General features: G+C 61.9%; 20 protein-coding genes. All 20 read left to right on the top strand.

Features of this window, described 5'->3' with window-relative positions; translation table 11 throughout:
* Positions 1-41: 41 nt before the first annotated feature.
* The 20 genes from C8C99_RS23355 to C8C99_RS23260 all read left to right on the top strand — a co-directional run bounded on the left by C8C99_RS23355 (position 42) and on the right by C8C99_RS23260 (position 22677).
* Entirely contained in the window at positions 42-893 is an 852-nt protein-coding gene (locus C8C99_RS23355; protein WP_233247471.1) for an ABC transporter ATP-binding protein, read from the top strand.
* Positions 880-2823 (top strand): long-chain fatty acid--CoA ligase, encoded by a 1944-nt coding sequence (locus C8C99_RS23350; RefSeq protein WP_108627355.1) that lies wholly within the window; start codon positions 880-882, stop codon positions 2821-2823. The genes C8C99_RS23355 and C8C99_RS23350 overlap by 14 nt, the downstream gene beginning before the upstream one ends.
* 3 nt (positions 2824-2826) lie before the next feature.
* Positions 2827-3714, top strand: coding sequence for a branched-chain amino acid ABC transporter permease (locus C8C99_RS23345; RefSeq protein ID WP_108627354.1), 888 nt, complete (start codon positions 2827-2829; stop codon positions 3712-3714).
* A gap of 4 nt (positions 3715-3718) precedes the next feature.
* Positions 3719-4792, top strand: coding sequence for a branched-chain amino acid ABC transporter permease (locus tag C8C99_RS23340; protein WP_108627353.1), 1074 nt, complete (start codon positions 3719-3721; stop codon positions 4790-4792).
* 53 nt (positions 4793-4845) lie between these two features.
* Positions 4846-5661 carry an ABC transporter ATP-binding protein gene (locus C8C99_RS23335; protein ID WP_108627352.1) on the top strand — a complete coding sequence of 272 codons (816 nt, stop codon included), beginning with the start codon at positions 4846-4848 and terminating at the stop codon, positions 5659-5661.
* Between the two features lie 153 nt (positions 5662-5814).
* Positions 5815-7017 (top strand): ABC transporter substrate-binding protein, encoded by a 1203-nt coding sequence (locus C8C99_RS23330; RefSeq protein ID WP_233247470.1) that lies wholly within the window; start codon positions 5815-5817, stop codon positions 7015-7017.
* 160 nt (positions 7018-7177) lie between these two features.
* Positions 7178-7975, top strand: a complete 798-nt coding sequence (locus C8C99_RS23325; protein ID WP_108627350.1) for an SDR family NAD(P)-dependent oxidoreductase — start codon at positions 7178-7180, stop codon at positions 7973-7975.
* Between the two features lie 59 nt (positions 7976-8034).
* Complete coding sequence (badI, locus tag C8C99_RS23320) at positions 8035-8826, top strand: 2-ketocyclohexanecarboxyl-CoA hydrolase (RefSeq protein ID WP_108627349.1); 792 nt, start codon at positions 8035-8037, stop codon at positions 8824-8826.
* A gap of 102 nt (positions 8827-8928) precedes the next feature.
* A complete protein-coding gene (locus C8C99_RS23315; RefSeq protein ID WP_233247468.1) occupies positions 8929-9579 on the top strand; it encodes a TetR/AcrR family transcriptional regulator in 651 nt (216 codons plus the stop codon).
* Entirely contained in the window at positions 9576-10085 is a 510-nt protein-coding gene (locus C8C99_RS23310; RefSeq protein WP_108627348.1) for a MaoC family dehydratase, read from the top strand. The genes C8C99_RS23315 and C8C99_RS23310 overlap by 4 nt, the downstream gene beginning before the upstream one ends.
* 57 nt (positions 10086-10142) lie before the next feature.
* Positions 10143-11828, top strand: coding sequence for an electron transfer flavoprotein-ubiquinone oxidoreductase (locus C8C99_RS23305; protein ID WP_108627347.1), 1686 nt, complete (start codon positions 10143-10145; stop codon positions 11826-11828).
* Between the two features lie 425 nt (positions 11829-12253).
* Positions 12254-13045 carry an ABC transporter ATP-binding protein gene (locus C8C99_RS23300; protein ID WP_108627346.1) on the top strand — a complete coding sequence of 264 codons (792 nt, stop codon included), beginning with the start codon at positions 12254-12256 and terminating at the stop codon, positions 13043-13045.
* A 7-nt stretch (positions 13046-13052) separates the two neighbouring features.
* Positions 13053-13835 carry an ABC transporter ATP-binding protein gene (locus C8C99_RS23295; RefSeq protein ID WP_108627345.1) on the top strand — a complete coding sequence of 261 codons (783 nt, stop codon included), beginning with the start codon at positions 13053-13055 and terminating at the stop codon, positions 13833-13835.
* Positions 13832-15700, top strand: a complete 1869-nt coding sequence (locus tag C8C99_RS23290) for a long-chain fatty acid--CoA ligase (protein WP_108627344.1) — start codon at positions 13832-13834, stop codon at positions 15698-15700. The genes C8C99_RS23295 and C8C99_RS23290 overlap by 4 nt, the downstream gene beginning before the upstream one ends.
* On the top strand, positions 15700-16572 hold the full coding sequence (locus tag C8C99_RS23285) for a branched-chain amino acid ABC transporter permease (protein ID WP_108627343.1): 873 nt from the start codon (positions 15700-15702) through the stop codon (positions 16570-16572). The genes C8C99_RS23290 and C8C99_RS23285 overlap by 1 nt, the downstream gene beginning before the upstream one ends.
* Positions 16572-17618, top strand: coding sequence for a branched-chain amino acid ABC transporter permease (locus C8C99_RS23280; RefSeq protein ID WP_108627342.1), 1047 nt, complete (start codon positions 16572-16574; stop codon positions 17616-17618). The genes C8C99_RS23285 and C8C99_RS23280 overlap by 1 nt, the downstream gene beginning before the upstream one ends.
* Before the next feature lie 218 nt (positions 17619-17836).
* Complete coding sequence (locus C8C99_RS23275) at positions 17837-19045, top strand: ABC transporter substrate-binding protein (protein WP_108627341.1); 1209 nt, start codon at positions 17837-17839, stop codon at positions 19043-19045.
* Between the two features lie 56 nt (positions 19046-19101).
* Positions 19102-20571, top strand: a complete 1470-nt coding sequence (locus tag C8C99_RS23270) for an acetyl/propionyl/methylcrotonyl-CoA carboxylase subunit alpha (RefSeq protein ID WP_199226553.1) — start codon at positions 19102-19104, stop codon at positions 20569-20571.
* A gap of 2 nt (positions 20572-20573) precedes the next feature.
* On the top strand, positions 20574-21068 hold the full coding sequence (locus C8C99_RS23265) for an acetyl-CoA carboxylase biotin carboxyl carrier protein subunit (RefSeq protein ID WP_108627339.1): 495 nt from the start codon (positions 20574-20576) through the stop codon (positions 21066-21068).
* Between the two features lie 10 nt (positions 21069-21078).
* On the top strand, positions 21079-22677 hold the full coding sequence (locus C8C99_RS23260; protein WP_108627338.1) for an acyl-CoA carboxylase subunit beta: 1599 nt from the start codon (positions 21079-21081) through the stop codon (positions 22675-22677).
* Positions 22678-22679: the final 2 nt, after the last annotated feature.

Below are 22679 nucleotides of genomic sequence, written 5' to 3'. Positions count from 1 at the left end.
CGAGCACATGGTCCACCCCTTCAATGTCATAGGCACCTTCAGTGATCAACACCATCAGTACCCATCGCAGCGCCAGAGAGCAGGGGGCGGCTTCGATGCAAGCCAGCGACGAGGCCACCATCCCCGTTCTCGAATGCCGGGGGCTGGAGCGGCGATTCGGCGGTCTGGTCGCGGTGACCGGGGTCCATCTGCGCATCGAGCGCGGGGAAATTTTTGGCCTGGTCGGACCCAACGGCAGCGGCAAGACGACCATGACCAACGCTATCACCGGCTTCTTCCCACCGCAGGTCGGCAGCATATGGCTCAATGGCCACGACATCACCGGCATGGCGCCGCACAAGGTGGCCACCCTGGGCGTGGCCCGCACTTTCCAGAATCTGGCGCTGTTCAACGGCATGAGCGTGCTCGACAACATCCTGCTGGGCCGTCACATCCACATGAAGCCCGGTGTGGTCAAAACCGCCCTGTATTGGTGGCTGGGCCGACAGGATGAGATGGCGCACCGGCTCAAGGTCGAGGAAATCATCGACTTCATGCAGCTCCAGAGCGTGCGCGACGAACTTGTGGACAGCATTCCGATCGGCCTGAAAAAGCGGGTCGAACTGGCGCGCGCGCTGGTGGCCGAACCCAGTTTCCTCATTCTTGACGAACCCATGGCCGGCATGAACCAGGAGGAAAAGGAATACATGGCGCGTTTCATTCTCGACGCGCGTGACGAACGCAACGTCACCGTGCTGCTGATCGAACACCACATGGACGTGATCACCGGCATCTGTGATCGCATGATGGTGCTCAGCTACGGTGAAACCATAGGAACCGGGATTCCGGCCGAGGTGATGAAGGATGAACGCGTGATCAAGGCCTATCTGGGGGGTGCGCATGCGACGCGCTGACATCGACACCGTCAAGAACGGCAACACCCCATGGGATCTGGGCCCCGGCACCACCCTCATCCGGATTCTGGCCCGCAACGCCGAACTGCTGGGCCAGCGCGTGGCGATGCGCGAAAAGCATCTGGGCATCTGGCAGGAAACCAGCTGGTCACAGCTGCTCGACGACACCCTGGCCTGCGCGGCGGGCATGGAGCATCTTGGGTTTGATCGCGAAGATGCCTTGCTGGTGCTGGGTGACAACCGGCCCCGGCTCTACATGGGCATGCTCGCCGCCGGCATGCTGGGCGGCTACGCGATGCCGGTTTACCCCGACGCCACGCATGACGAAATACGTCACTTCATGCACGAGGCGCATGTCCGCTTCGTCCTGGCCGAAGACCAGGAACAGGTCGACAAGGTACTCGATCTGGGGGATCAGGACAAGCCGATTGACCACATCATTTACGACGAGCCGCGCGGCTTGGCCAGCTATCCCAATCCCGGATTGGTGTCGTGGGACAAGCTGCTGGCCATCGGTGCGGATCGCCTGCGTGCCGAGCCGAAACTGCGAAACGCCTTGATCGAACGTGCCCAGCCCGACGGACCCGCCGTGTTTGTACACTCGTCGGGCACCACGGGCAAACCCAAAGGGGTCGTGCTGAGCCACAGAAATCTGCTGGCCGGCGTGGGCAACGCCCATCGGGGGGGCGCCTTCACCTTTGGCGAAACCATACTCGCCTACCTGCCCATGGCCTGGGTGGGTGACTTTGCCATCACGGTGGGCGCGGGTATCGCGATGCATTTCACCATCAACATTCCCGAGCGCCAGGAAACGGTGCTGCACGACCTGCGCGAGGTCGCTCCCACCTTCTATCTGGCGGCACCCCGCAGCTGGGACAACATGCTGACCACCATCCAGGTGCGCATGGAGGATTCGACGCCGCTCAAGAAATGGCTCTACGATGTTTTCATGAACTCCGCGCTGGCCGCCGAACGGCGCAAGCTCGAGGGAAAACAGCCCGGCCTGAAAGAGCGTCTGATGCGCCAGCTGGGCGAATGGCTGGTCTTCGGGCCGATCAAGGACCAGCTGGGCCTGACCCGCCTGCGCAGTGCCTTCACCGGCGGCGAAGCCATTGGCGAAGACACCTTTGTTTTTTACCGCGCGCTGGGCGTGAAACTGCGCCAGTTCTATGGCCAGACCGAAAGCAGTGCCTTCAATGCCTTGCAGGACGCCGAGGAAGTGCGCCTGCACACGGTCGGCAGGCCATTGCCGGGCGTCGAGGTCAAAATCAGCGACAACGGCGAGATCATGGTGCGCTCCGGGAGCGTGTTCTCCGGCTACTACAAGCTGGAAAAAGCCTCCCAGGAAGCGCTGGCGGATGGCTGGCTGCGCACGGGCGATGCCGGTTATGTCGAGCCTGACGGGCATATGGTGGTGCTCGGGCGCTTGTCGGAGGTGGTGCATACCGCCCAAGGCGAACGCTACATCCCGAACTACATCGAGAACCGCCTCAAGTTCAGTCCATACATCAAGGACGTGGCGGTGCTCGGAAGCGGTCGCGACACACTGGCGGCCATCATCTGCATCGACAAGGAAACGGTAGGCCATTGGGCCGAGGTGCGGGGCATTTCCTACATGTCCTACGCCGATCTGTCGCAAACACCCGAGGTGATGCAACTGATCGCGACCGCGATTCAGCGCGTCAACAGCATCCTCCCGGATGGGCTGAAGCTGCGCCATTTCGTGTCGCTGCACAAGGAGTTCGACCCCGATGATGGCGAGATCACACGCACCCGCAAGCTGCGCCGCAACGTGGTGGAAGAGCGTTATGCGCCCATCATCGATGCGATCTACGGCGGACAGAAAACGGTCACGATGAAAGCGCGGATCACATACGAGTCCGGGGAGGTCGGCACCATCGAACGCCAACTCTCGGTGCAGGAGGTTTGAACCATGGATTTCTCACTGTTTGCCGAGTTGGCCATCAATGGCGCACTGTCGGGGTTGATGTACTCCCTGGTGGCCCTGGGCATCGTGCTCATCTACAAATCGTCGTCCGTGCCCAACCTGGCGCAAGGCGCGATGACCATGCTGGGCGCCTATGTGGTGCTGGCCATCGCCAATGGCCTGGGACTGCCCATGTGGACGGCCATTCCACTGGCCATGGCAACGATGTTCTTTGTCGGCATGGGCATCGAGCGGGTGGCGCTGCGCCGACTCGCAGGCCGGCCCATCATCATGATCCTGATGATGACGCTGGGGCTCGACATTTTCATCCGCGCGACCACCATGGCCATCTGGGGCGGTTCGGGCCGTCCGCTGCACATTGGCATCAGCGATCAACCGCTGTTCCTGGGACCGATCCTGCTGAGTCGCGCCTATGTAGTGGGAGCGGTGGTCGCCACCGCGCTGTTTCTGGTCTTGATGTTTTTCTTTAGCACACGCAGGGGCATCGTCCTGCGCGCCATCTCCGATGACTACATCGCCTCTTGGTCGGTCGGTATTTCGGTGGAACGCGGGGTGGCGTTTTCCTGGGCCATGTCCTCGGTGCTGGCCACCACGGCCGGCGTGCTGTGGGGCTCGGTTCAAGGGGTCAATCAGGGGCTTGCGCTGCTACTGCTCAAGGGCCTGACGGTCGCCGTTCTCGGAGGCCTGGACAGCATCGGCGGCGCCATTCTGGCAGGCTTGCTGCTGGGTCTTCTGGAAGGCGTTGCGTCCGGCTACCTAGACCCGCTGGTGGGTGGCGGCAGCCGCGACCTGGTGATGGCAGCAACGCTGATTCTGACCATCCTGATTCGGCCGCACGGCCTGTTCGGGCGCCACGACATCGAAAGGATTTGAGCCCATGCTGTTCCGTCAATCAGGCATTTCCCACACCAGTTACGCTGGCACGCGGGCCCTTTTCCCCTTGCCCGCAGACCGCTGGATGATCGGCCTGCTGCTGGCCTTTGCCATCACCGCGCCATTCACCATGAGCACGCTCGTCCTCAGCACCCATCTGCTGCCCTGGCTGGTGTGGACTGCGGCCGTGCTCGGCCTGAACCTGATCCTGGGCTGGGCCGGTCAGTTCCACTTCGGCTACGCCGCCATCATGGGCATCGGCGCCTACACGGCAGTGCATGGCGCGCGCAACGGTATTCCCTGGGAAATCGCCGTGGTGCTCGGCGGCGTGATGGCCGCGGTCATCGGCATCGTCTTCGCGTTCGCGGCGCTGCGCGTCAAAGGCCTGTATCTGGCGCTCAGCACGCTGGCGCTGCAGTTCGTGATGGACTGGGTGATTTCCCACGTGCCGGCCATCAGCGGCGGCACCCAGGCCACACTGCAGGCCCCCGCGATGCGCCTGCTCGGTCAGGCCATCACCTCGGAGGCCGGCCTCTATTACGTGGCGCTGGGCTGGTGCCTGCTCGTGACGGTCTTCATGCTCAATCTGCGCCGCAGCGCGCTGGGCCGCGCGCTCGTCGCCGTGCGGGAGAAAGACTTCGCCGCGGCGGTCATCGGCGTGCACAGCCTCTACTACAAGCTGGTGGCCTTCGCCACCTCGTCCTTCATCGGGGGCGTCAGCGGCGCCATCCTGGTCTTCACCTTCTATCGGGCCGCCACGCCGGAGCAATTCGCCGTCAACGTGTCGATCGAGCTGCTGGCCATGGTGATCGTCGGCGGGCTGGGCAGCATCATCGGCAGCTATTTCGGGGCCGCCTTCATTCTGTTGATGCCCGGCCTGATGAACAGCTTGATCGCCTGGCTGGCACAGCTCGCAGGCGCCACGCTCGGGTTTGAAACACTGGCCCACATCCCGCATGCGGTGTATGGCGCACTGATCATCGTTTTCCTGCTGGTCGAGCCCATGGGCCTTGGCAAGATGTACACCAATCTGCGCAACTATCTCCTGGTCTGGCCCTTCGGCTACGCCCGCAAGTAAGTAAGGACCACCCCATGCACGCGACCGATCAATCAACAGCCCTCCCTCCGCGTATGGAAAACCAGGTCTCGGACCCCGCTCGGGTTCTGTCACTCAACAACGTCGAGGTCATCTACGACCACGTCTCGCTCGCCATCAAGGGCGTGTCGATCGATGTGCCGCAAGGCGGCATGGTCGCATTGCTGGGCGCCAACGGCGCCGGCAAAAGCACGACGCTCAAATCCATCAGCGGGTTGCTTCGCCCCGAGCGCGGCCAGATCACCCGCGGAGAAGTCCGTTTTCTGGGTCAGAACATTGATGCGCTGGCACCGCAGGAGCGCGTCAAACTCGGTATCGTTCATGTGCTGGAGGGGCGGCGCGTGTTCGAGCACCTGACGCCGGACGAAAACCTTGCAGCTGCGTCGGCGGTGCGTGGCAACCGCCAGGACATGCTGCGCAACAAGGACATGGTCTACACCTACTTCCCGCGCCTGCACCAGCGGCGCACCGCCCAATCCGGCTACCTGTCAGGTGGCGAGCAGCAGATGCTGGCCATTGGGCGCGCCCTGATGACGCAACCCAAACTGCTGATGCTCGATGAGCCCAGCCTAGGACTGGCCCCTTTTCTCGTGGCCGAGATTTTTGACATCGTCCGGCGCATCAACAAGGAAGAAGGTCTGTCCGTCCTGCTTGTCGAGCAAAACGCCATTGCCGCCCTGGAGGTGGTCTCGCACGGCTACCTGATCGAGAACGGACGCGTGGTAATGCATGACAGCGCCGAGGCGATGAAGAAGAACCCGGATATCCAGGAGTTCTATCTTGGCGGCGCCGAAGGACGCAGCTTCCATGACATCAAACACTATCGCCGGCGTAAACGCTGGCTGACTTGACCCCCCGGAGCCCCAGCAATCTCGACACTCGGTTTGTAACCAGTCCTAGGCGGTACGGTACGGCGTGCACCCCGGGCTTTTTCAACCCGTACGATTCATGGTAGGAAAACAGACATGCGATCCAAGTTTATTTCTGTCGTGGCCGGCTTGGGATTGGCGTTTGCCGGCCTGACGTCCGCGCTAGCCCAACCCATCAAATTCGCGCTGTGCTATGACCTGAGCAAGTCCTACGGCTTTGTCACCCCGCAAATCTCTCAGGCTGCGAACGACTATGCCAAGATATTGAACCAGAAGGGCGGCATCGAAGGTCACCCCATCGAGATCATGGTTCAAGACCACGGCAACGAACCGCAGCGCGGCATCGAGTGCTACGAAAAAATGAAGCGCGAGGGCGCCATTTCCTTTGATTTCCTGTCCACGCCGGTTGCCCGCGCCGTTCTGCCTCGCGCCATGGCGGATGGCCAGGTGATGGTGCAATCCTTCGTGGGCCGTGGCGATGCCGTCGATGGCGATGTGTTCAAGTGGATTTTCCCCATTGGGCCGACTTATTGGGGCCAGATGGCCAACAACATCCACTACATCAAGACCAAGGCCAACGGCAGCCTCAAAGGCGTGAAGATCGCGTTCATCTACCCAGACTATCCGTTCGGTCAGGAGCCGATTGGCGTGCTGAAGACGCTCGCCGCCAAGGAGGGATTTGATCTGCACCTCATTCCCAACCCGATGCCCGGCAATGACCAAGCCGCGGCCTGGACCCAGATCCGCCGCATCAACCCCGATTGGGTCATCAGCTGGAATCTGTCCAACATGCACGTTGTCGCCGCGCGCGAGATGAAGCGCAACGGCATTCCGATGGACAAGTACATCGCGGTCAACTGGTTCAACGAAGTTGACCTCGCCAACATCGGTCTGGAAAGCGCGAAAGGCGTCAAACGAGGCACCAACGTGTCAGGTGGACAGAGCCACCCGCTGATGCAACAGATCATCAAGGACCTGTACGAGAAGGGCAAGGGCAGCGGTGACCGCAAGCATCTCAACGACATCTACTACAACACCGGTCTGGCCATCTATGCCAGCGTTTTCGAGGGGGCTCGCCAGGCTGTCAAACAACACGGCTGGCCCATCACCCCTGAAAAAATGAAGCGCGGCCTGGAAAACCTGAAAAACTTTGACGCCGAAGGCCTGATCGCCCCTGTGACGGTGACCTCCAAGGACCATGGTGGCGGTGGCAAGACCCGTATCGACCTGTGGGATGGCGCCAACTGGGTACCCCAGACTGACTGGTTCTCGGCGTATGACGATGTGATCCAGGACATCGTGAAGAAAGAATCAGGCGAGTTCGCCAAGGGCAAATAGCAACGGCCATGCCTGGGGAGGGGCATGGTCAGATCAAGGCCGGCTTTACCGCGACTGCGCCCCTGCCAAACACCGGAAAACTCGACCGTCAAACCTAACTATCGTTTGGCAGTTATGCTGTGTAGGAATCAATGATGCGCCAAGTGCGCGAGGAATCAATATGGATCTGGATCTCAAAGGCAAATCGGTCATCGTCACCGGTGGCGGCTCGAACATCGGTCGCGCCATCGTGCTTGGCTTCGCCGCTGAGGGCGCCCACATCACCATCGGGGACATCGACGACAAGCAGGCGCAAAAGACGGCGGAATTCGCTCTGGCGAACGGGGCCGCGTCGGCGCAAGTCGTCAAAACCGATGTCACCAAGCTCGACCAGGTGCAGGCCATGTTCAAGGCCGCGACCGACAAGTTCGGCGGCGTCGATGTGCTCGTCAACAACGTGGGATGGGACCAGTTGCTGTTCTTTACCCAGACGACCCCCGACCTGTGGCAGAAGATCATCAACATTAACTACCTCGGCGTTCTCAACTGCACCAAAATCGCGCTGGATCTGATGATTCCCCGCAACGCGGGCTCCATCGTCTCCATCAGTTCCGATGCGAGCCGTCAGGGCGAACCGCGCGAGGCGGTGTATGGCGGCGTCAAGGCGGCCATCAACAGCTTCATGAAAACCATCGCCAAGGAAAACGGGCGTTACGGCATCCGCTGCAACGTGGTCTGCCCCGGCGTCACGATCCCGAGCACCACCGACGAAGTAGGCGGCAGCAGCATGTGGGTCGATGCTGGCAGCATGTTCACGCCCGAGCAACTGGAGAAAGTCGCCAAGGCGCTGCCGCTGCGCAAAGTGGGGCGGCCACAGGACATTGCCAATGCCGTCGTCTTCCTGTCTTCGGCAAAGGTTGCGGGCCATGTCACCGGGCAGGTGCTTTCCGTTTCTGGTGGTTACAGCATGATTGGATAAACGCTGGGGCATGGTGGGCTGCCATGCGCCATCGACACAACGAACAAAAAGGAAAACCCATGGAATTCAAGGACATCCTCTACGAAGAGCGCGACTCGGTGGCCTACATCGCAATCAACCGCCCCGAGGTAATGAATGCGTTTCGCGGCCAGACCGTCGAGGAGCTGCTGCAGGCCTTCATGAAAGCCGGCTGGGACAAGCGCATCGCCGCCATTGTGCTCACGGGCACCGGTGATCGTGCTTTCTGCACCGGCGGCGATCAATCGGCCCACGCCGGTCAGTACGACGGCCGGGGCACCATCGGCATCCCGGTGGAAGAATTTCATAGCGCCATTCGTGACGTGCCCAAGCCCGTGATCGCCCGCGTACAGGGCTACGCCATTGGGGGTGGCAACGTGCTCGCCACCTTGTGCGACATGACCATCGCTTCGGACAAAGCGGTGTTTGGTCAGGTCGGCCCGAAGGTCGGCTCGGTCGATCCTGGTTGGGGCACGGCCTACCTGAGCCATGTGGTGGGCGAAAAGAAAGCACGCGAGATATGGTATATGTGTCGCCGCTACAATGCGCAGGAAGCCTTGGTCATGGGCCTGTGCAACACCGTCGTGCCGCACGACCAGCTCGACGCCGAAGTCGCACGCTGGTGCAAGGAGATTGTCGAAAAGAGTCCTACCGCGCTGGCCATCGCCAAACGCTCGTTCAATGCATCCACAGAGCACATTCGCGGCATCGGCAGCCTGGGACTTCAGGCGCTGAGCCTGTACTACGACACGGCAGAATCTAAAGAAGGTGTCCACGCTTTCCTGGAAAAGCGCAAGCCTGATTTCAGGCAGTGGGTTGATGGCAACATGTGAGCGAATGCAAGCCCTGAATAATCTCATGCGACGCGCCCACGCACGGGGTCTCGACTTCCAGCATAGCCCAGCCTGATACGATTTGCATGTTGAATCTAACTAATGACCAATATGCAGTCAAATACAGACGCAAAATCCGGCCAAAATGACAGAAATGACCCAGCAACGCGCGAGCGTGTGTTGCTCGAAGCCTCACGACTGTTCAGGCATCGTGGCTATGCTGCCACCACGTTGCGCGAGATTGCCGATGCCGCAGGAGTCAAAGCCGGCAGCATTTATTACCACTTCGAATCAAAAGAGCAGATCCTTGGCGAAGTCCTAGACAAGGGAATCACGATCGTCGCAGACGCTGTCCGTGCCCGTATTGACGCACTTCCTGAGAACATGTCATGGCGTGACCGGATCGCCGCTGGCATCGAAGGCCACCTCTGGGGACTGCTCCACCATGGCGACTTTACGTCGGCCAACATTCGCATCTATGGTCAGATTCCGACCAGCGCCAAGAATCGCCACAGGCTTGTCCGTCGCGCTTACGCGGACTACTGGGATCGGCTGCTCGAGTCGGCACTCGCTAGCAACGAATTGCGCCAAGACACCAACACGGCCATGATTCGGCTTTTCGTGATTGGCGCATTGAACTGGACCGTCGAATGGTACAACCCCCAGCGCGGCTCTTTTCAGGACTTCTCACGCCAAATCACGGCGATCGTGTTCGATGGAATCCTCACGCATGACTGCAGGAGCAACAAATGACTGTCAAGGAAGGCTGGCGCGGCCGGTTCTATGAAGACTTCGAGGTCGGCGACGAGTATCGGCATGCCCTCGGGCGCACCATCACCCAGCACGACAATATCTCTTTCACGCTGTTGACGCAAAACACGGCCCCGCTGCACTTCGACGCCCACTATGCCGCGCAAACGGAGTTCGCCCGCCCTCTCGTCAACTCCTGCCTCACGCTGGCCCTCGTGACCGGACAGACGGTGAGTGATGTATCGCAAAACGTCATGGCCAACCTCGGGTGGGACGAAGTTCGTCTGCCGCATCCGGTGTTCGAGGGCGACACGCTCTATTCACGTTCCACGGTGTTGGACAAGCGTGAGTCACGGTCGCGTCCCAACGTCGGCGTCGTGACGGTGCGCACCGAAGGCTACAACCAGGGCGGCGTCATCGTCTGCACGTTCAAGCGCACGGTCATGGTTTACACCCGTGACGGCGCACCGCGCACCGCACCGCCGCTGCCGGCCGACAACGGCCACTGAACCGCCCCTTTCGCCAACTTGGGCCCCAGGGCCTCCCACTTTCCGGGTTCTCTCCGCATGACGCCCACCTCCCTGCTCGATCAATACGGCCCCCGCGAAGCGATGGAATATGACGTGGTGGTGGTGGGCGCCGGACCAGGCGGCTTGGCCACGGCAATCCGCCTCAAGCAGCTCGCCGCAGAAAATGCCCAGGACGTGTCCATCGTGGTACTTGAAAAAGGCTCCACGCCCGGTGCTCACATTCTCTCCGGCGCCGTCATGGATCCGATCGCGCTGCACGAACTCTTCCCCAACTGGAAGGAACTTGGCGCCCCGTTGAACCAGCCCGTCACAGGTGACGATGTGCTTTTCCTGAGCGAAACTGGCGCCAGGCGCACGCCCGACTTTCTGGTGCCCGACTGCTTCCACAACGAGGGCAACTACGTCATCAGCCTGGGCGCCTTGACCCAATGGCTGGGCGAGCAGGCTGAAGGCTTGGGCGTGGAGATCTTCCCCGGCTTTACCGCCGCCGAGGTGCTCTACAACGAGAACGGCTCGGTCAAGGGCGTGGCCACCGGCAACCTTGGCATTGGCAAGGACGGCCAGCCGCACGACGGCTTTCAGCTCGGCATGGCGTTGCACGCCAAGTACACCATATTTGCCGAAGGCGCGCGCGGCCATCTGGGCAAGCAGCTCATCGCCAAATACAAGCTCGACGAAGGCCGCGATCCGCAAAGCCATGCCATTGGCATCAAGGAACTGTGGGAGATTGACCCGGCCCGCGCCCAACCCGGTCGGGTGGTGCACACGGCCGGCTGGCCGATGGACAGCCAGACCTACGGCGGCGGCTTTCTCTATCACTTGGAAGGCAACAAGGTCACGCTGGGCTTCGTCACCGGGCTCGATTACAAAAACCCTTGGCTCAGCCCCTTTGAGGAAATGCAGCGCTGGAAGGCCCACCCGGCCATCCGCAAGCACATCGAGGGCGGCAAACGCATCGGCTACGGCGCGCGCGTAATCGCGGCCGGCGGCCTGCTCTCCCTGCCCAAGACCATCTTCCCCGGCGGCGCGCTGGTGGGCTGCGATGCAGGCTACCTGAACGCCAGCCGCATCAAGGGCAGCCACGCCGCCATCAAAAGCGGCATGCTGGCCGCCGAAGCCGCGTTTGAAGCCCTGGCCGCCGGACGCAGCAGCGACGAACTCAGCGCCTATCCGGCTGCGTTCGAAAACAGCTGGCTGCACACCGAACTCGACCAGTCGCGCAACTTCAAGCAGTGGTTCAAGAAAGGCAACACCGTGGGTGCGCTGATGACCGGAATTGAGCAGTGGCTGCTGCCCAGGCTCGGCATCCAGCGTCCGCCCTGGACGATTCACCGCACACAGGCCGACCACACCACCCTGCGCCCAGCCGCCGAGATGCCGCAGATCAGCTACCCCAAGCCCGACGGCAGACTCACCTTCGACCGACTCTCCAGCGTGTTCGTCAGCAACGCCAACCACGAAGAAAACCAGCCCGCGCACCTGACGCTCAAGGACGCCGGCGTGCCAGTGCAGATCAACCTGGCGAAATACGCCGGCCCCGAGAGCCGCTACTGTCCAGCCGGCGTGTACGAGTTCGTGAAGGACGAGGACCACAGCGACCGGCTGCAGATCAACGCACAGAACTGCGTGCACTGCAAGACCTGCGACATCAAGGACCCGACCCAAAACATCGTCTGGGTCACACCCGAAGGCGGCGGCGGGCCGAACTACGCGGGAATGTAGCCGAGCGACGCTGAAGCACCCGCTTCCATTCGGAAGCGAGCTTGGGCAGAAGTTGCCGCTCGCGTTCACAACCGGAGTCGTCGGCACCGGCATAGGGTTTTTTCTAGTTGATATCAATCTAACTACCGTTAGATTAATGCCTGTGAGCAAGGCATGGCGCATGCCGTTGCAGAACGGCAGGGCACAAGGCAGGCCAGCCGCCTGCCCAACACGGCCAACACGGGACAAACCTTGAGAAAATTCACTGCCAGTCCGACCGATACCCTGAAGCTCAGAGCTTATGGTCGCACCCCAAAATCCGGCCCCTCCAGGCCGCAAGTGCGCACGGCTGCGGCTGCCATCCCGACGGCCCGCCTTACCGAGATCGACCGGCAGAGCCGTTCAATGGTTGCGCCCCCGCAGCATGGTGCAAGAAGCGGTCTGTCATGCTGAATCTCACCAATGTCCAGATCGTTTACGACAACACCATTGAGGCGGTGCGGGAGGCCTCATTGGCGGTGGGCAAAGGCCGCATCGTTGCCCTGCTCGGCTCCAACGGGGCCGGCAAATCAACCACGCTCAAAGGCATTTCGGGCGTACTGTATCCGGAAGACGGTGAGATCAAGGGTGGTCAGATCACGTTTGAAAACCGCCCGCTGGCCGGCCTGGCGCCGGACGAAATCGTGCGCGCCGGCGTGGTCATGGTGCCCGAGGGGCGCCGCCTGTTCGACCAGTTGACGGTTGAGGAAAACCTCGTGATGGGCGGCTACACGCGCAGCCTGACCGACGCCAGGCGCCAGATGGAGATGGTGTATGGGTTGTTCCCGCGTCTGGTGCAAAAACGCAGCACGGTGTCGGGCTATCTTTCGGGCGGCGAACAGCAGATGGTGGCCATCGGCCGCGCGCTGATGTCGTCCCCGAAACTGCTGATGCTCGATGAGCCCACGCTCGGTCTGGCGCCACAGATCAGCGAAGAAATCTTCGAAATCATCACGCGCCTGTGTCGTCAAGAAGGCATGGGCATTCTCCTGGTGGAACAGAACGCGCAGATGGCACTAGCCATGGCCGACTATGGCTACATCATGGAAAACGGCCGCGTAGTGCTCGATGGTGAGGCCGACAAGATGCTGCGCAACGACGACGTGCGCGAGTTCTACCTGGGCTTCAGTGAAGGCGGGTCGCGCAAGAACATGCGCGACGTGAAGCACTACAAGCGGCGCAAGCGCTGGCTGTCCTGAGAAGAACATGAACGACACATTGTTAGGGGTCGAAACCCTGTCCAAGCGCTTCGGCGGCGTCGAAGCCGTTGCCGGCGTCAGTTTTCACGTCCGGCGCGGTGAAATCTATTCCCTGATCGGTCCCAATGGAGCCGGCAAGACGACCACCTTCAACATGATCAGCGGCGTCGTCAAGCCCAGCAGCGGCACCGTGCATTTCGATGGCCGCGACATCACCGGCATGCCGGCGCACCGCCTGGCCGCCATCGGCATCGGTCGGACCTTTCAGAACCTGGCGGTATTCAAGCATGCCAGCGTGGTGGACAACCTGATGGTAGGCCGCCACTGCCACATGGCCACCAACGTACTGGATGCCTCGTGGTTCTTCGGGCGGGCACGGCGCGAAGAGATCGACCACCGCCGCAAGGTGGAAGAGATCATCGACTTTCTCGAAATCGAGGAAATCCGCGACATGCCGGTGGGCACCTTGTCCTATGGCCTGCAAAAGCGGGTCGAGCTGGGGCGCGCACTGGCCACCGAGCCCAAGTTGCTGCTGCTGGACGAAATGGTGTCGGGCATGAACAGCGAGGAGACCGAAGACATTGCTCGCTTCGTGCTTGACATCCGCGACGAACTCGGTATTTCGGTTCTAATGGTCGAGCATGATATGGGCATCGTGATGGACATCTCCGACCGCGTCTGTGTGCTCAACTTCGGCCGCAAGATCGGCGAGGGCACACCGGCTGAAATATCGGCCAACCCGGCCGTGATCGACGCCTACCTGGGCAGCAAGACCAAGGAGGCCGCGTGATCGATAACCTGGACGCCGCGCTGCGCGACGGCAACACCACACTGCCCAAGCTGCTCAGGCATTGGGCGCAAGGCTTTCCGGATGCGCTCGCGTTTCGCGAGAAGGACTACGGCATCTGGAACCGGATGAGCTGGCAGCACTATCTGGAGACCGCTCGCCGCTTTGCCCACGGCCTGAAGGCCCTCGGATTCGAGAAGGGGGATCGCCTGGCCATTGCCAGCGAGGACAGCCCCCACTGGATGTTTTCCGACCTGGCGACGCAGGCCATCGGCGGCATTGTGGTCGGCATCTACCCCACCAACCCATGGCCCGAGTTGCAATACATCGTGCACCACTCGAACAGCAAGTTCGTGGTCTGCGGCGACCAAGAGCAGGTCGACAAGGTGCTCGACGCCATGAACAAGCACGCCACCGGCCTGCCCGACTTGGTGAAGATCATCTGCGCCGACATGAAGGGAATGCGCGGCTACAAGCACGACCAACTGATGTCGTTTGACGACGTGCTCGAGCTTGGCGACCAGTACGCCGCCGCCTCGACCCAGAATGCGAGCACCTTCGACCGGGCCATCGAGGACACCCGGCCCGACGACACCTGCATGCTGGTCTATACCTCGGGCACCACTGGCCCCCCCAAGGGCGCGATGCTCTCGCACCGCAACCTGATCGTCACCGTTGACAAGCTCAAGACTCATTTCACGCTGGACCGCCATAATTACGAGGTGGTCTGTTACCTGCCGCTGTGCCACGTGGCCGAGCGCGCCTTCTCGACGGTCTTGCACCTGCTCACCGGAGGCGTGGTCAACTATGCCGAATCTATCGACACGGTGGCGGTCAATCTGCGCGAAATCGCGCCCACGGTGTTTTTGGGCGTGCCGCGCATCTGGGAAAAACTGCAGCAAGGCATTTTGATCCGCATGCAGGACGCCTCGCGCTTTCAGCGCTGGGCTTTCAAGCGCTGCTTCGATGCCGGACGCCGTCTGTTTGAAAAGGTCGAGGCGCAAGGGGGTCGCCGCAGCCTGTCGGATCGCCTGCACTTCTTCGTGCTGTGGTTGCTGATGTTTCGCAATCTGCAGAAATTCATCGGACTGGACCGCATGCAGTGCGGCTTCTGTGGCGGTGCCAGCGTCTCGCCCGAGGTACTGAAGTTCTTCCGCATTCTGGGCATTCCGGTGTACCAGGTCTACGGCATGACCGAGTCCGGCGGCGTGATCTTCTTCCAGCATGAAAAAGCGGTCAAACTGGGCGCCACAGGCCTGCCCATCAACGGCCTGAACTGGAAAATCGCCGACGACGGCGAGCTCGTCGTCAAGCACCCCGCCGTGTTCAAGGGATATCTCCACGACGAGAGCGCCACGGCCAAAACCGTGGTCGATGGCTGGCTGCACACGGGCGACATCGTGGCGTTGGCTGACAACGGCGAGCTGATGATCGTCGACCGCAAGAAAGCCATCATCATCACCAGTGGCGGCAAGAACATCGCGCCGTCCGAGATCGAAAATGCGCTCAAGGACAGCCTGCACGTTCGCGAGGCCATCATCCTGGGCGACGGGCGTCACTATCTGGCGGCGCTGATCCAAATCGACTTTGACACGGTGGGCAAGTGGGCCCAGGAGCGCAAGCTGGCCTACACCACCTACAAGAGCCTGGCCTTGCTGCCCGAGGTGCGCGAACTGATTGAGGAGGATGTCAAGCGCGTAAACAAGCTGTTTGCCCGTGTCGAGAACATCCGCAAGTTCCTGATTCTGGAGAAGGAACTCGACCACGATGACGGTGAGCTCACCGCCACCCAGAAGGTACGGCGCAACGTCATCGAAAAAACCTTCGCGAAAGAGATCGCGATCATCTACGGTGGAGGGGCGGGCTGATGGACTATTTTCTGCAACTGGTCATTTCAGGCATCGCCGTCGGATTGGTCTACGGCTTCATCGGCATGGGCTTTGCCATGATCTACCGCGCCACCGGCGTGGTGAACTTCGCCCAGGGCGAGCTGATGATGCTGGTGTCCTACATCGCCTTCACCCTGTCCGGCACCTTCCAATTTGGCTTTTGGCCGATGCTGCTGCTGACGACCGCCGCCTCGGTGCTGATCGGCCTGCTGATCGAGGTCTTGCTGATCCGTCCGATGCTCGGTCAGCCGGTGTTTTCCACGGTGATGGTGACCATTGGCCTGGCCGTGATCCTTCGCTCGGTGGTGGTTCTGATCTGGGGCGCCGACCCCATGCCGCTCAATGCCGGCCTGCCAACGGAGATCATCAGAATCGGCCCGGCCGGTCTGTACCCGGCGCAACTGTATGCCGTCGGGCTGATGGCGGTCGTGCTGCTCGGCCTGTGGACTTTCTTTCGCTATTCGCGGGTCGGTATCGCCATGCGCGCCACCGCCAACGTACAAACCGCGGCCCTGCTGATGGGCATCAATGTCAAACGCATCTTCGCCTTGTCCTGGGCCCTGTCGGCCGGACTCGCCGCCATTGCCGGCGTGTTGATCGGTGTTATCTACGATGTCAACCCCGGCATGTGGACGACCGGCTTGCGCAGCTTTCCGGCAGTCATCCTGGGCGGGCTGGACTCGGTGTTCGGTGCCGCGCTGGGCGGCATCCTGATCGGCGTGGTCGAGAACCTGTCGGAAGGCTATATCGGCCGTGGCATGAAGGAGATCGCTGGTTTTCTTTTGATCCTCGTCGTTCTCATGGTCAGGCCCTATGGCCTGTTCGGCAAACCTGAAATCGAGCGTGTCTGATGCGTAGCGGAAATTTCAAGCAAGACTATCGTCAATTGTTGGCGCTGACCGACTCCGTCCCTGTCATCGTCTGGTCGTGTCTTCTGGTGGCGCTGCTGGCGGCCGCGCCACTGCTGCTGGCCAAATACTATGTCTCCGTCATTCTGCTGCTGCTGATCACGGCGTTGGGGGTACTGGGCCTGAACCTGCTGACCGGCACCACTGGACTGATATCACTCGGGCACTCGGGCTTTCTGGCGGTCGGCGCCTACACGGCCGGCATCCTGGCCGGCAAACTTGGCTGGCCGATGCTGGCGGCCATCTTCGCCGGCGGCGTGAGCGCTGCCGTCGCCGGGATCATCGTGGGCATACCGTCGCTACGCCTCAAGGGGCTGTACCTGGCCATCACGACGATGGCGTTCGCCGTGATCATCAACCACCTGATCCTCAACGGGGGTGGCCTGACCGGCGGCTCTGAAGGCCTGACAGTGCCGCAACCCGCGCTGTTCGGCCAGGCGCTGGAGGCCGAACGTGGCTACTATTACGTGGTGCTGGCCTTTGTGGTGGTGTTCACCTTCATCACCCTGAACATCCTGCGCAGCCGCATTGGCCGGGCGTTCCTGGCGATTCGGGAGCACGATATCGCCGCCAAGGCCATGGGCGTCAACCTGGTGCGCTACAAACTGCTGGCGTTCATGGTCAGCGCCTTCTACACCGGCATCGCCGGGGGCTTGCTGGCCTACTACACACGCTACCTGAACGTGGACAGCTTCAGCCTGCTGATCTCGATCGAGGCGCTCTCCATGCTCATCGTGGGTGGCCTGGGTTCGGTGGCAGGCGCCTTACTCGGCACGGCTTTCATCGTTCTGCTCAATGAGAGCCTGGGCTTCGTGTTCAGCATGATCGGCGCCGGCTTCGGCGGGTCGGACTCCGCTGCCGCCTATGAGATCAAAGGTGTCATTTATGGGCTCGCGATTGTGTTGTTCCTGCGATTTGAGCCCGACGGGTTGATCGGGCGTTGGCGCGACATCAAGCACTACTGGACCCACTGGCCCTTCCGTTTCTGACCCGGCGGCACACGCGCTGTTTATTCAACAGGAGAATTGAGATGCAAACACGACAGAAGCCGACTTACCTTTGCTCGACAGCCGGGCCCCCGCCCCATTTTGCTCAAGGCAAATGCCAGCGCCGCGAAATTCGAGCGAGCCTCTGAATTTCTGAGCGCCCAGTGATCCTGACGACGCGCCACTAGCCCTCCCCCATTTCTCAACCAGGAGTGCCTTTCATGACACACAAATACTTTCGATATGCCGCCACCAGTCTGCTCAGCATGGTCATCGGCCTGACGGCCACGACCGTCGTTGCTGCGGACCCCGGCGTGACCGACACCAAAATCGTCCTGGGCTCGGTAACGCCCGTCAGCGGTCCGGCGAGCCTGCTGGGCAAGGCTCACATGCATGCGTTGCGGGTATGGGAGCAGGATGTCAACGCTCGCGGGGGCATCAACGGGCGCAAAGTGGAGATTCGCCAAGACGACGACGGATACGTGCCTCAGCGCGCTGTGCAAAGCGTCAAACGATTGGTCGACGTGGAAGGCATCTTTGGCCTGATCGGCACTTCGGGTTCAGCCATGCTGCAAGCTATGCTGCCTTTCATCAACGAGCAGCGCTTGCCAACCATCAACGCCATGGCCGTGGCGGCGGCGCACTTCACGCCGCCGAACAAAACAGTATTCGTGGTCGGACCCACCTATTGCCAGGAGCTCAGCGCAGGCATGAAGCACATGGTGACCAGCAAGAAGCTGCAGAAGGAGAAGTTTGCACTGGTCTATCAGGATGACGAGTTTGGCAACGACGTGCGTTGCGGCTACCAGAAGGCGGTCAAGGATCTGGGGCTCAACAGCGTGTCCGAGATCTCCTTCAAGCGTGGTACCAAGGACTTCTCGGCCGAGATGCTGAGCCTGAAGCAGGTGGGTGCGACCTTCCTCGCGTCGGGCGGCGTGGTGGCCGAGCACTCGATGCTGATGAAAGAAGCCGCGAAGAACCAGATGACCCTGACCTTCCTTGCGGTGCACTCGGCCCACCTGACCCCCGTTCAGGCGCTCGCCGGCCCCGCAGGCGACGGCTACTTCGTCGCCGACTACGTCCCGCCTCTGACCGACATGGCGGTGCCAGGCATGGCCAAGTTCATGGGGCTGGCACAGAAGTACCTGTCCGCCGACGAGCAGAAGATGCTCAACCGCTATTCGATCACAGCCTATATTGGTGCATTGCTGATGGAAGACGCCATCCGCCGCTGCGGCAAGGCGCTGACCCGCGCCTGCGTCGTCGAGAAGCTGGAGACGACCAAGAACTTCGGCACCGATGGATTGGCTTCGCCGATCAGCTTCGGGCCCAACCAGCGACACTCGCCGAGCAGCCTGCTGGTCCTGCGGTCGGACGCCAAGAACAGCCGGTTCGAACGCGTGTCCGACCTCATCCCGGTGTTCGATTGATGCCAGACGCCGTTGCATGCATTGACCGTCATCCGCCATACAACGGAGTCCCACCCGTGTTTCAAAAAGTTCTGATCGCCAACCGGGGCGAGATCGCGCTGCGCATCCTGCGCACGCTTAAGGGCATGGGGCTCGTCACCGTGGTGGCTCACCACGCGCTGGATGCCGACAGCCCGGCCGTGCTGGAAGCCGACCAGTCCATCGAATTGCATGGACCAACGCCGGTTGCTGCCTACCTCGACATCGCGCAGCTGGTCGAAGCCTGCCATGGTACCGGTGCGCAGGCGGTGCACCCCGGTTACGGCTTCTTGTCCGAGAACGCAGCTTTTGCCCGCGCCCTAGAACAGGCAGGCATCGTGTTCATCGGGCCGCGTGCCGACACCATCGAACTGATGGGCGACAAGGTACGTGCACGCAACTTCGTGGCCGAACGCGGTTTTCCGGTGGCGCCTGGCGCGGTCGAGGACGACGACCCGGCAACCTTCGTCGAGCGTGCCCTCCAGGTGGGCACACCGCTGCTGATCAAGCCCTCGGCCGGCGGTGGCGGCAAGGGCATGCGCATCGTGCGCGACCTGGCCCAGCTCGAAAGCGAGCTTGCCACCGCGCGCCGCGAGGGCGAGCGCTACTTTGGCGACGGTCGGCTGTTCGTCGAGCGCTACGTCGAACGCCCCCGCCACATCGAGGTGCAGGTTCTGGGCGATGAATCCGGCCAGGTGATTCATCTGTGGGAACGCGAGTGTTCGGTGCAGCGGCGTTTCCAGAAGATCATCGAGGAAACCCCTTCGCCCGCGTTGACCAGCAAGCAGCGGCGCGATATCTGCGAGGCCGCGGCCGGCATCGCCCGCGCCTGCGGCTACCGCGGCGCCGGCACTGTTGAGTTCATCTACGGCGCGGGTGGCGAGTTCTACTTTCTCGAGATGAACACACGACTGCAGGTCGAGCATCCAGTGACCGAGATGGTCACCGGCATCGACCTGGTGCGCGAGCAAGTGCGGGTGGCGCGCGGCGAGCCGCTGGCCTTCGCCCAGTCCGACATCGTGCAGCAAGGCCATGCCATTGAATGCCGGCTCTACGCCGAGGATGCAGAGCATGACTTCCGCCCGGCCACCGGAAGAATCCTGCGCTGGCAAGCACCCGCGGGACCGGGTGTGCGCGTCGATTCAGGCGTGCGCCAAGACCAGGCCGTGACCGCGGCCTTTGACCCGATGATCGCCAAGATCATCTGCCACGGCGCCACGCGCGACGAGGCCATTGCCCGTTCGGCGCGCGCGCTGCAAGACACCGTGCTGCTGGGCCTGACAACCAACGCGCGCTACCTGACCCGCGTGCTGCGGCACCCCGAATTCATGGAGGGCCGAGCCGACACCGGCATGCTGGCGCGCTGCGCCGAGGATCTGCGCGACATCGTTCGCGAGGAAGACACCGACCTGGCGATTGCCGCGGCCGTGCTGTCCGATCACGAGTTGCTGCGCGCGGTGCGCGACGTGCCCGCGATGCACGCCGCGATGGGCGCCTGGAGGAATTGACGATGCGCCGACGCTACCTGATCGACGGACAGACCCATGACGTGGTGGTGACTCGCGGCGGCAATGGCGGATATTCCATTCTGCGGGCCGGGCGCCGCATCGACGCGCGCGCCGGGGCCTTGCCCGATGGCCGCCAGAGCATCATGATCGACGGTCAGGAACACGCTGTCTGGATCGCTGCCGGTGAAAAATCGGTTTTCGTGCACAGCAACGCCAACGGCGCCACCGAGATCGAGACAATGGACGCCGGTGGAGCTGGACAAGCCCGTGCCGGCGCGTCCAACACGCTGGTCGCGCCGATGCCCGGCACCGTCATCGCCGTGCAGGTGGCCGCAGGCGACATGGTCAGCGTCGGCCAGCCGCTGATGGTGATCGAGAGCATGAAGCTCGAAACCACGCTGGCCGCGCCGCGCGAAGCATGCGTCAAGGCCGTGCATTTTGGCGTAGGCGCCACTTTCGGACTCAAGGCCATCCTCGTAACGCTGCAAGACCTCTGAGAACTGACTGATGAAACGCATCGAATCCCGCATCGACACATCGTCCCCGGCGTACCGTGGCAACTACAAGGCAATGACCTCCATCATCGCGAAATACCGCGAACGCATGGAGATCACCCGCCACCAGCGGCCAGCGCAGGAAATCAAACGTGTGCGCGATCAGGGCAAGCTGCTGGTGCGCGAGCGCCTCGATCTGCTGCTCGACCCCGGCACCCCTTTCCTCGAATTTTCGGCGTTGGCCGCGTGCGAAGACTACAACGGCGAAGTGCCGGGCGCCAATGTCGTCACCGGCCTGGGCATGGTCAGTGGCCGCGAGGTGCTGATCCACGCTGACGATTCCAGCGTCAAGGGCGGCGTCTGGTACACATTGACGCCGCGCAAGCTTTCGCGGCTACTCGACATCGCGCTGGAAAACCGCCTGCCAGTGATCCACCTGTGCGACAGCGGCGGAGCCTTCCTCGAAGAACTCTCGGGCGTCTACATCGAGGGCGGCAAGGTCTTCCGCAACCAGTGCCTTCTGTCGAAGGCCAACATTCCGCAGGTGGCCATCGTGTTCGGCCACTGCACGGCCGGCGGCGCCTACATCCCGGCGCTGTGCGACTACAGCATCATCGTGCGCGGCACCGGCGGGGTGTTCCTCGGCGGTCCGCCGCTGGTCAAGGCCGCCACTGGCGAGGAACACACCGCCGACGAGATCGGCGGCTGCGACCTGCACACCCAGATCTCGGGCACGGTGGACTATCCTGCTGACAGCGAAGCGCATGCGTTTGAAATCTGCCGCGAAATCGTGGCTGAATTCAAGCCGCCGGCGCGCAGTTTTCTGCCCGAGCGCGAGCCCGAAGCGCCCTACTACGACCCGGACGAGATCCATGGCATCGTCTCGCCCGACCACAAGGTGCAGTTCGACCAGCGCGAGCTCATCGCGCGCATCGTCGACGGTAGCCGCTTCCACGAGTACCAGCCGGCCTATGGCACGACGCTGATCTGCGGCTACGCTTACATCTGGGGTTACCGCGTCGGCATCCTGGCCAACAACGGCGTACTGTTCAGCGACAGTTCCAAGAAAGCGGCGCACTTTATCTCGCTGTGCAACCAGAACCGCACGCCGCTCTTGTTCCTGCAAAACACCACCGGCTACATGATAGGCCGCGGCTACGAAATGGAAGGCATCACGAAGGACGGCGCCAAGATGTTGATGGCCCAGGCAGGTAGCGAGGTACCCAAATTCACCGTCATCACCAGCGCGGCATTTGGCGCCGGCTACTACGGCATGTGCGGCCGCGCCTGGGACCCGCGCCTGATCTGGGCCTGGCCCAACGTCCACATGGGCGTGATGGGCCCCGAACAGGCTGCCAGCACCTTGGCTGACGTGAAGATCGCTCAATTGCGCCGCAAGGGGCACGAACCCGACACGGACGAAATGCAGGCGCTGCGCCAGCGGGTCTACGACAAAGCCGAGCGCGAGTCCAACGCCTATTTCGGCACCTCGCGCTTGTGGGACGATGGACTGTTGGCGCCAGTTGATACCCGCAACGCACTGGGCATGGCCCTGTCGGCCGCCTCGCATGCGCCCATCGCCGATCCGCGCTACGGAATTTTTCGTTTCTGAAG

This window comes from Acidovorax sp. 107 (assembly GCF_003058055.1).
Lineage (GTDB): Bacteria > Pseudomonadota > Gammaproteobacteria > Burkholderiales > Burkholderiaceae_C > Acidovorax.
Note: the sequence above shows the minus strand (reverse complement) of the source record. Positions and strands in the feature narration are given on the sequence as shown.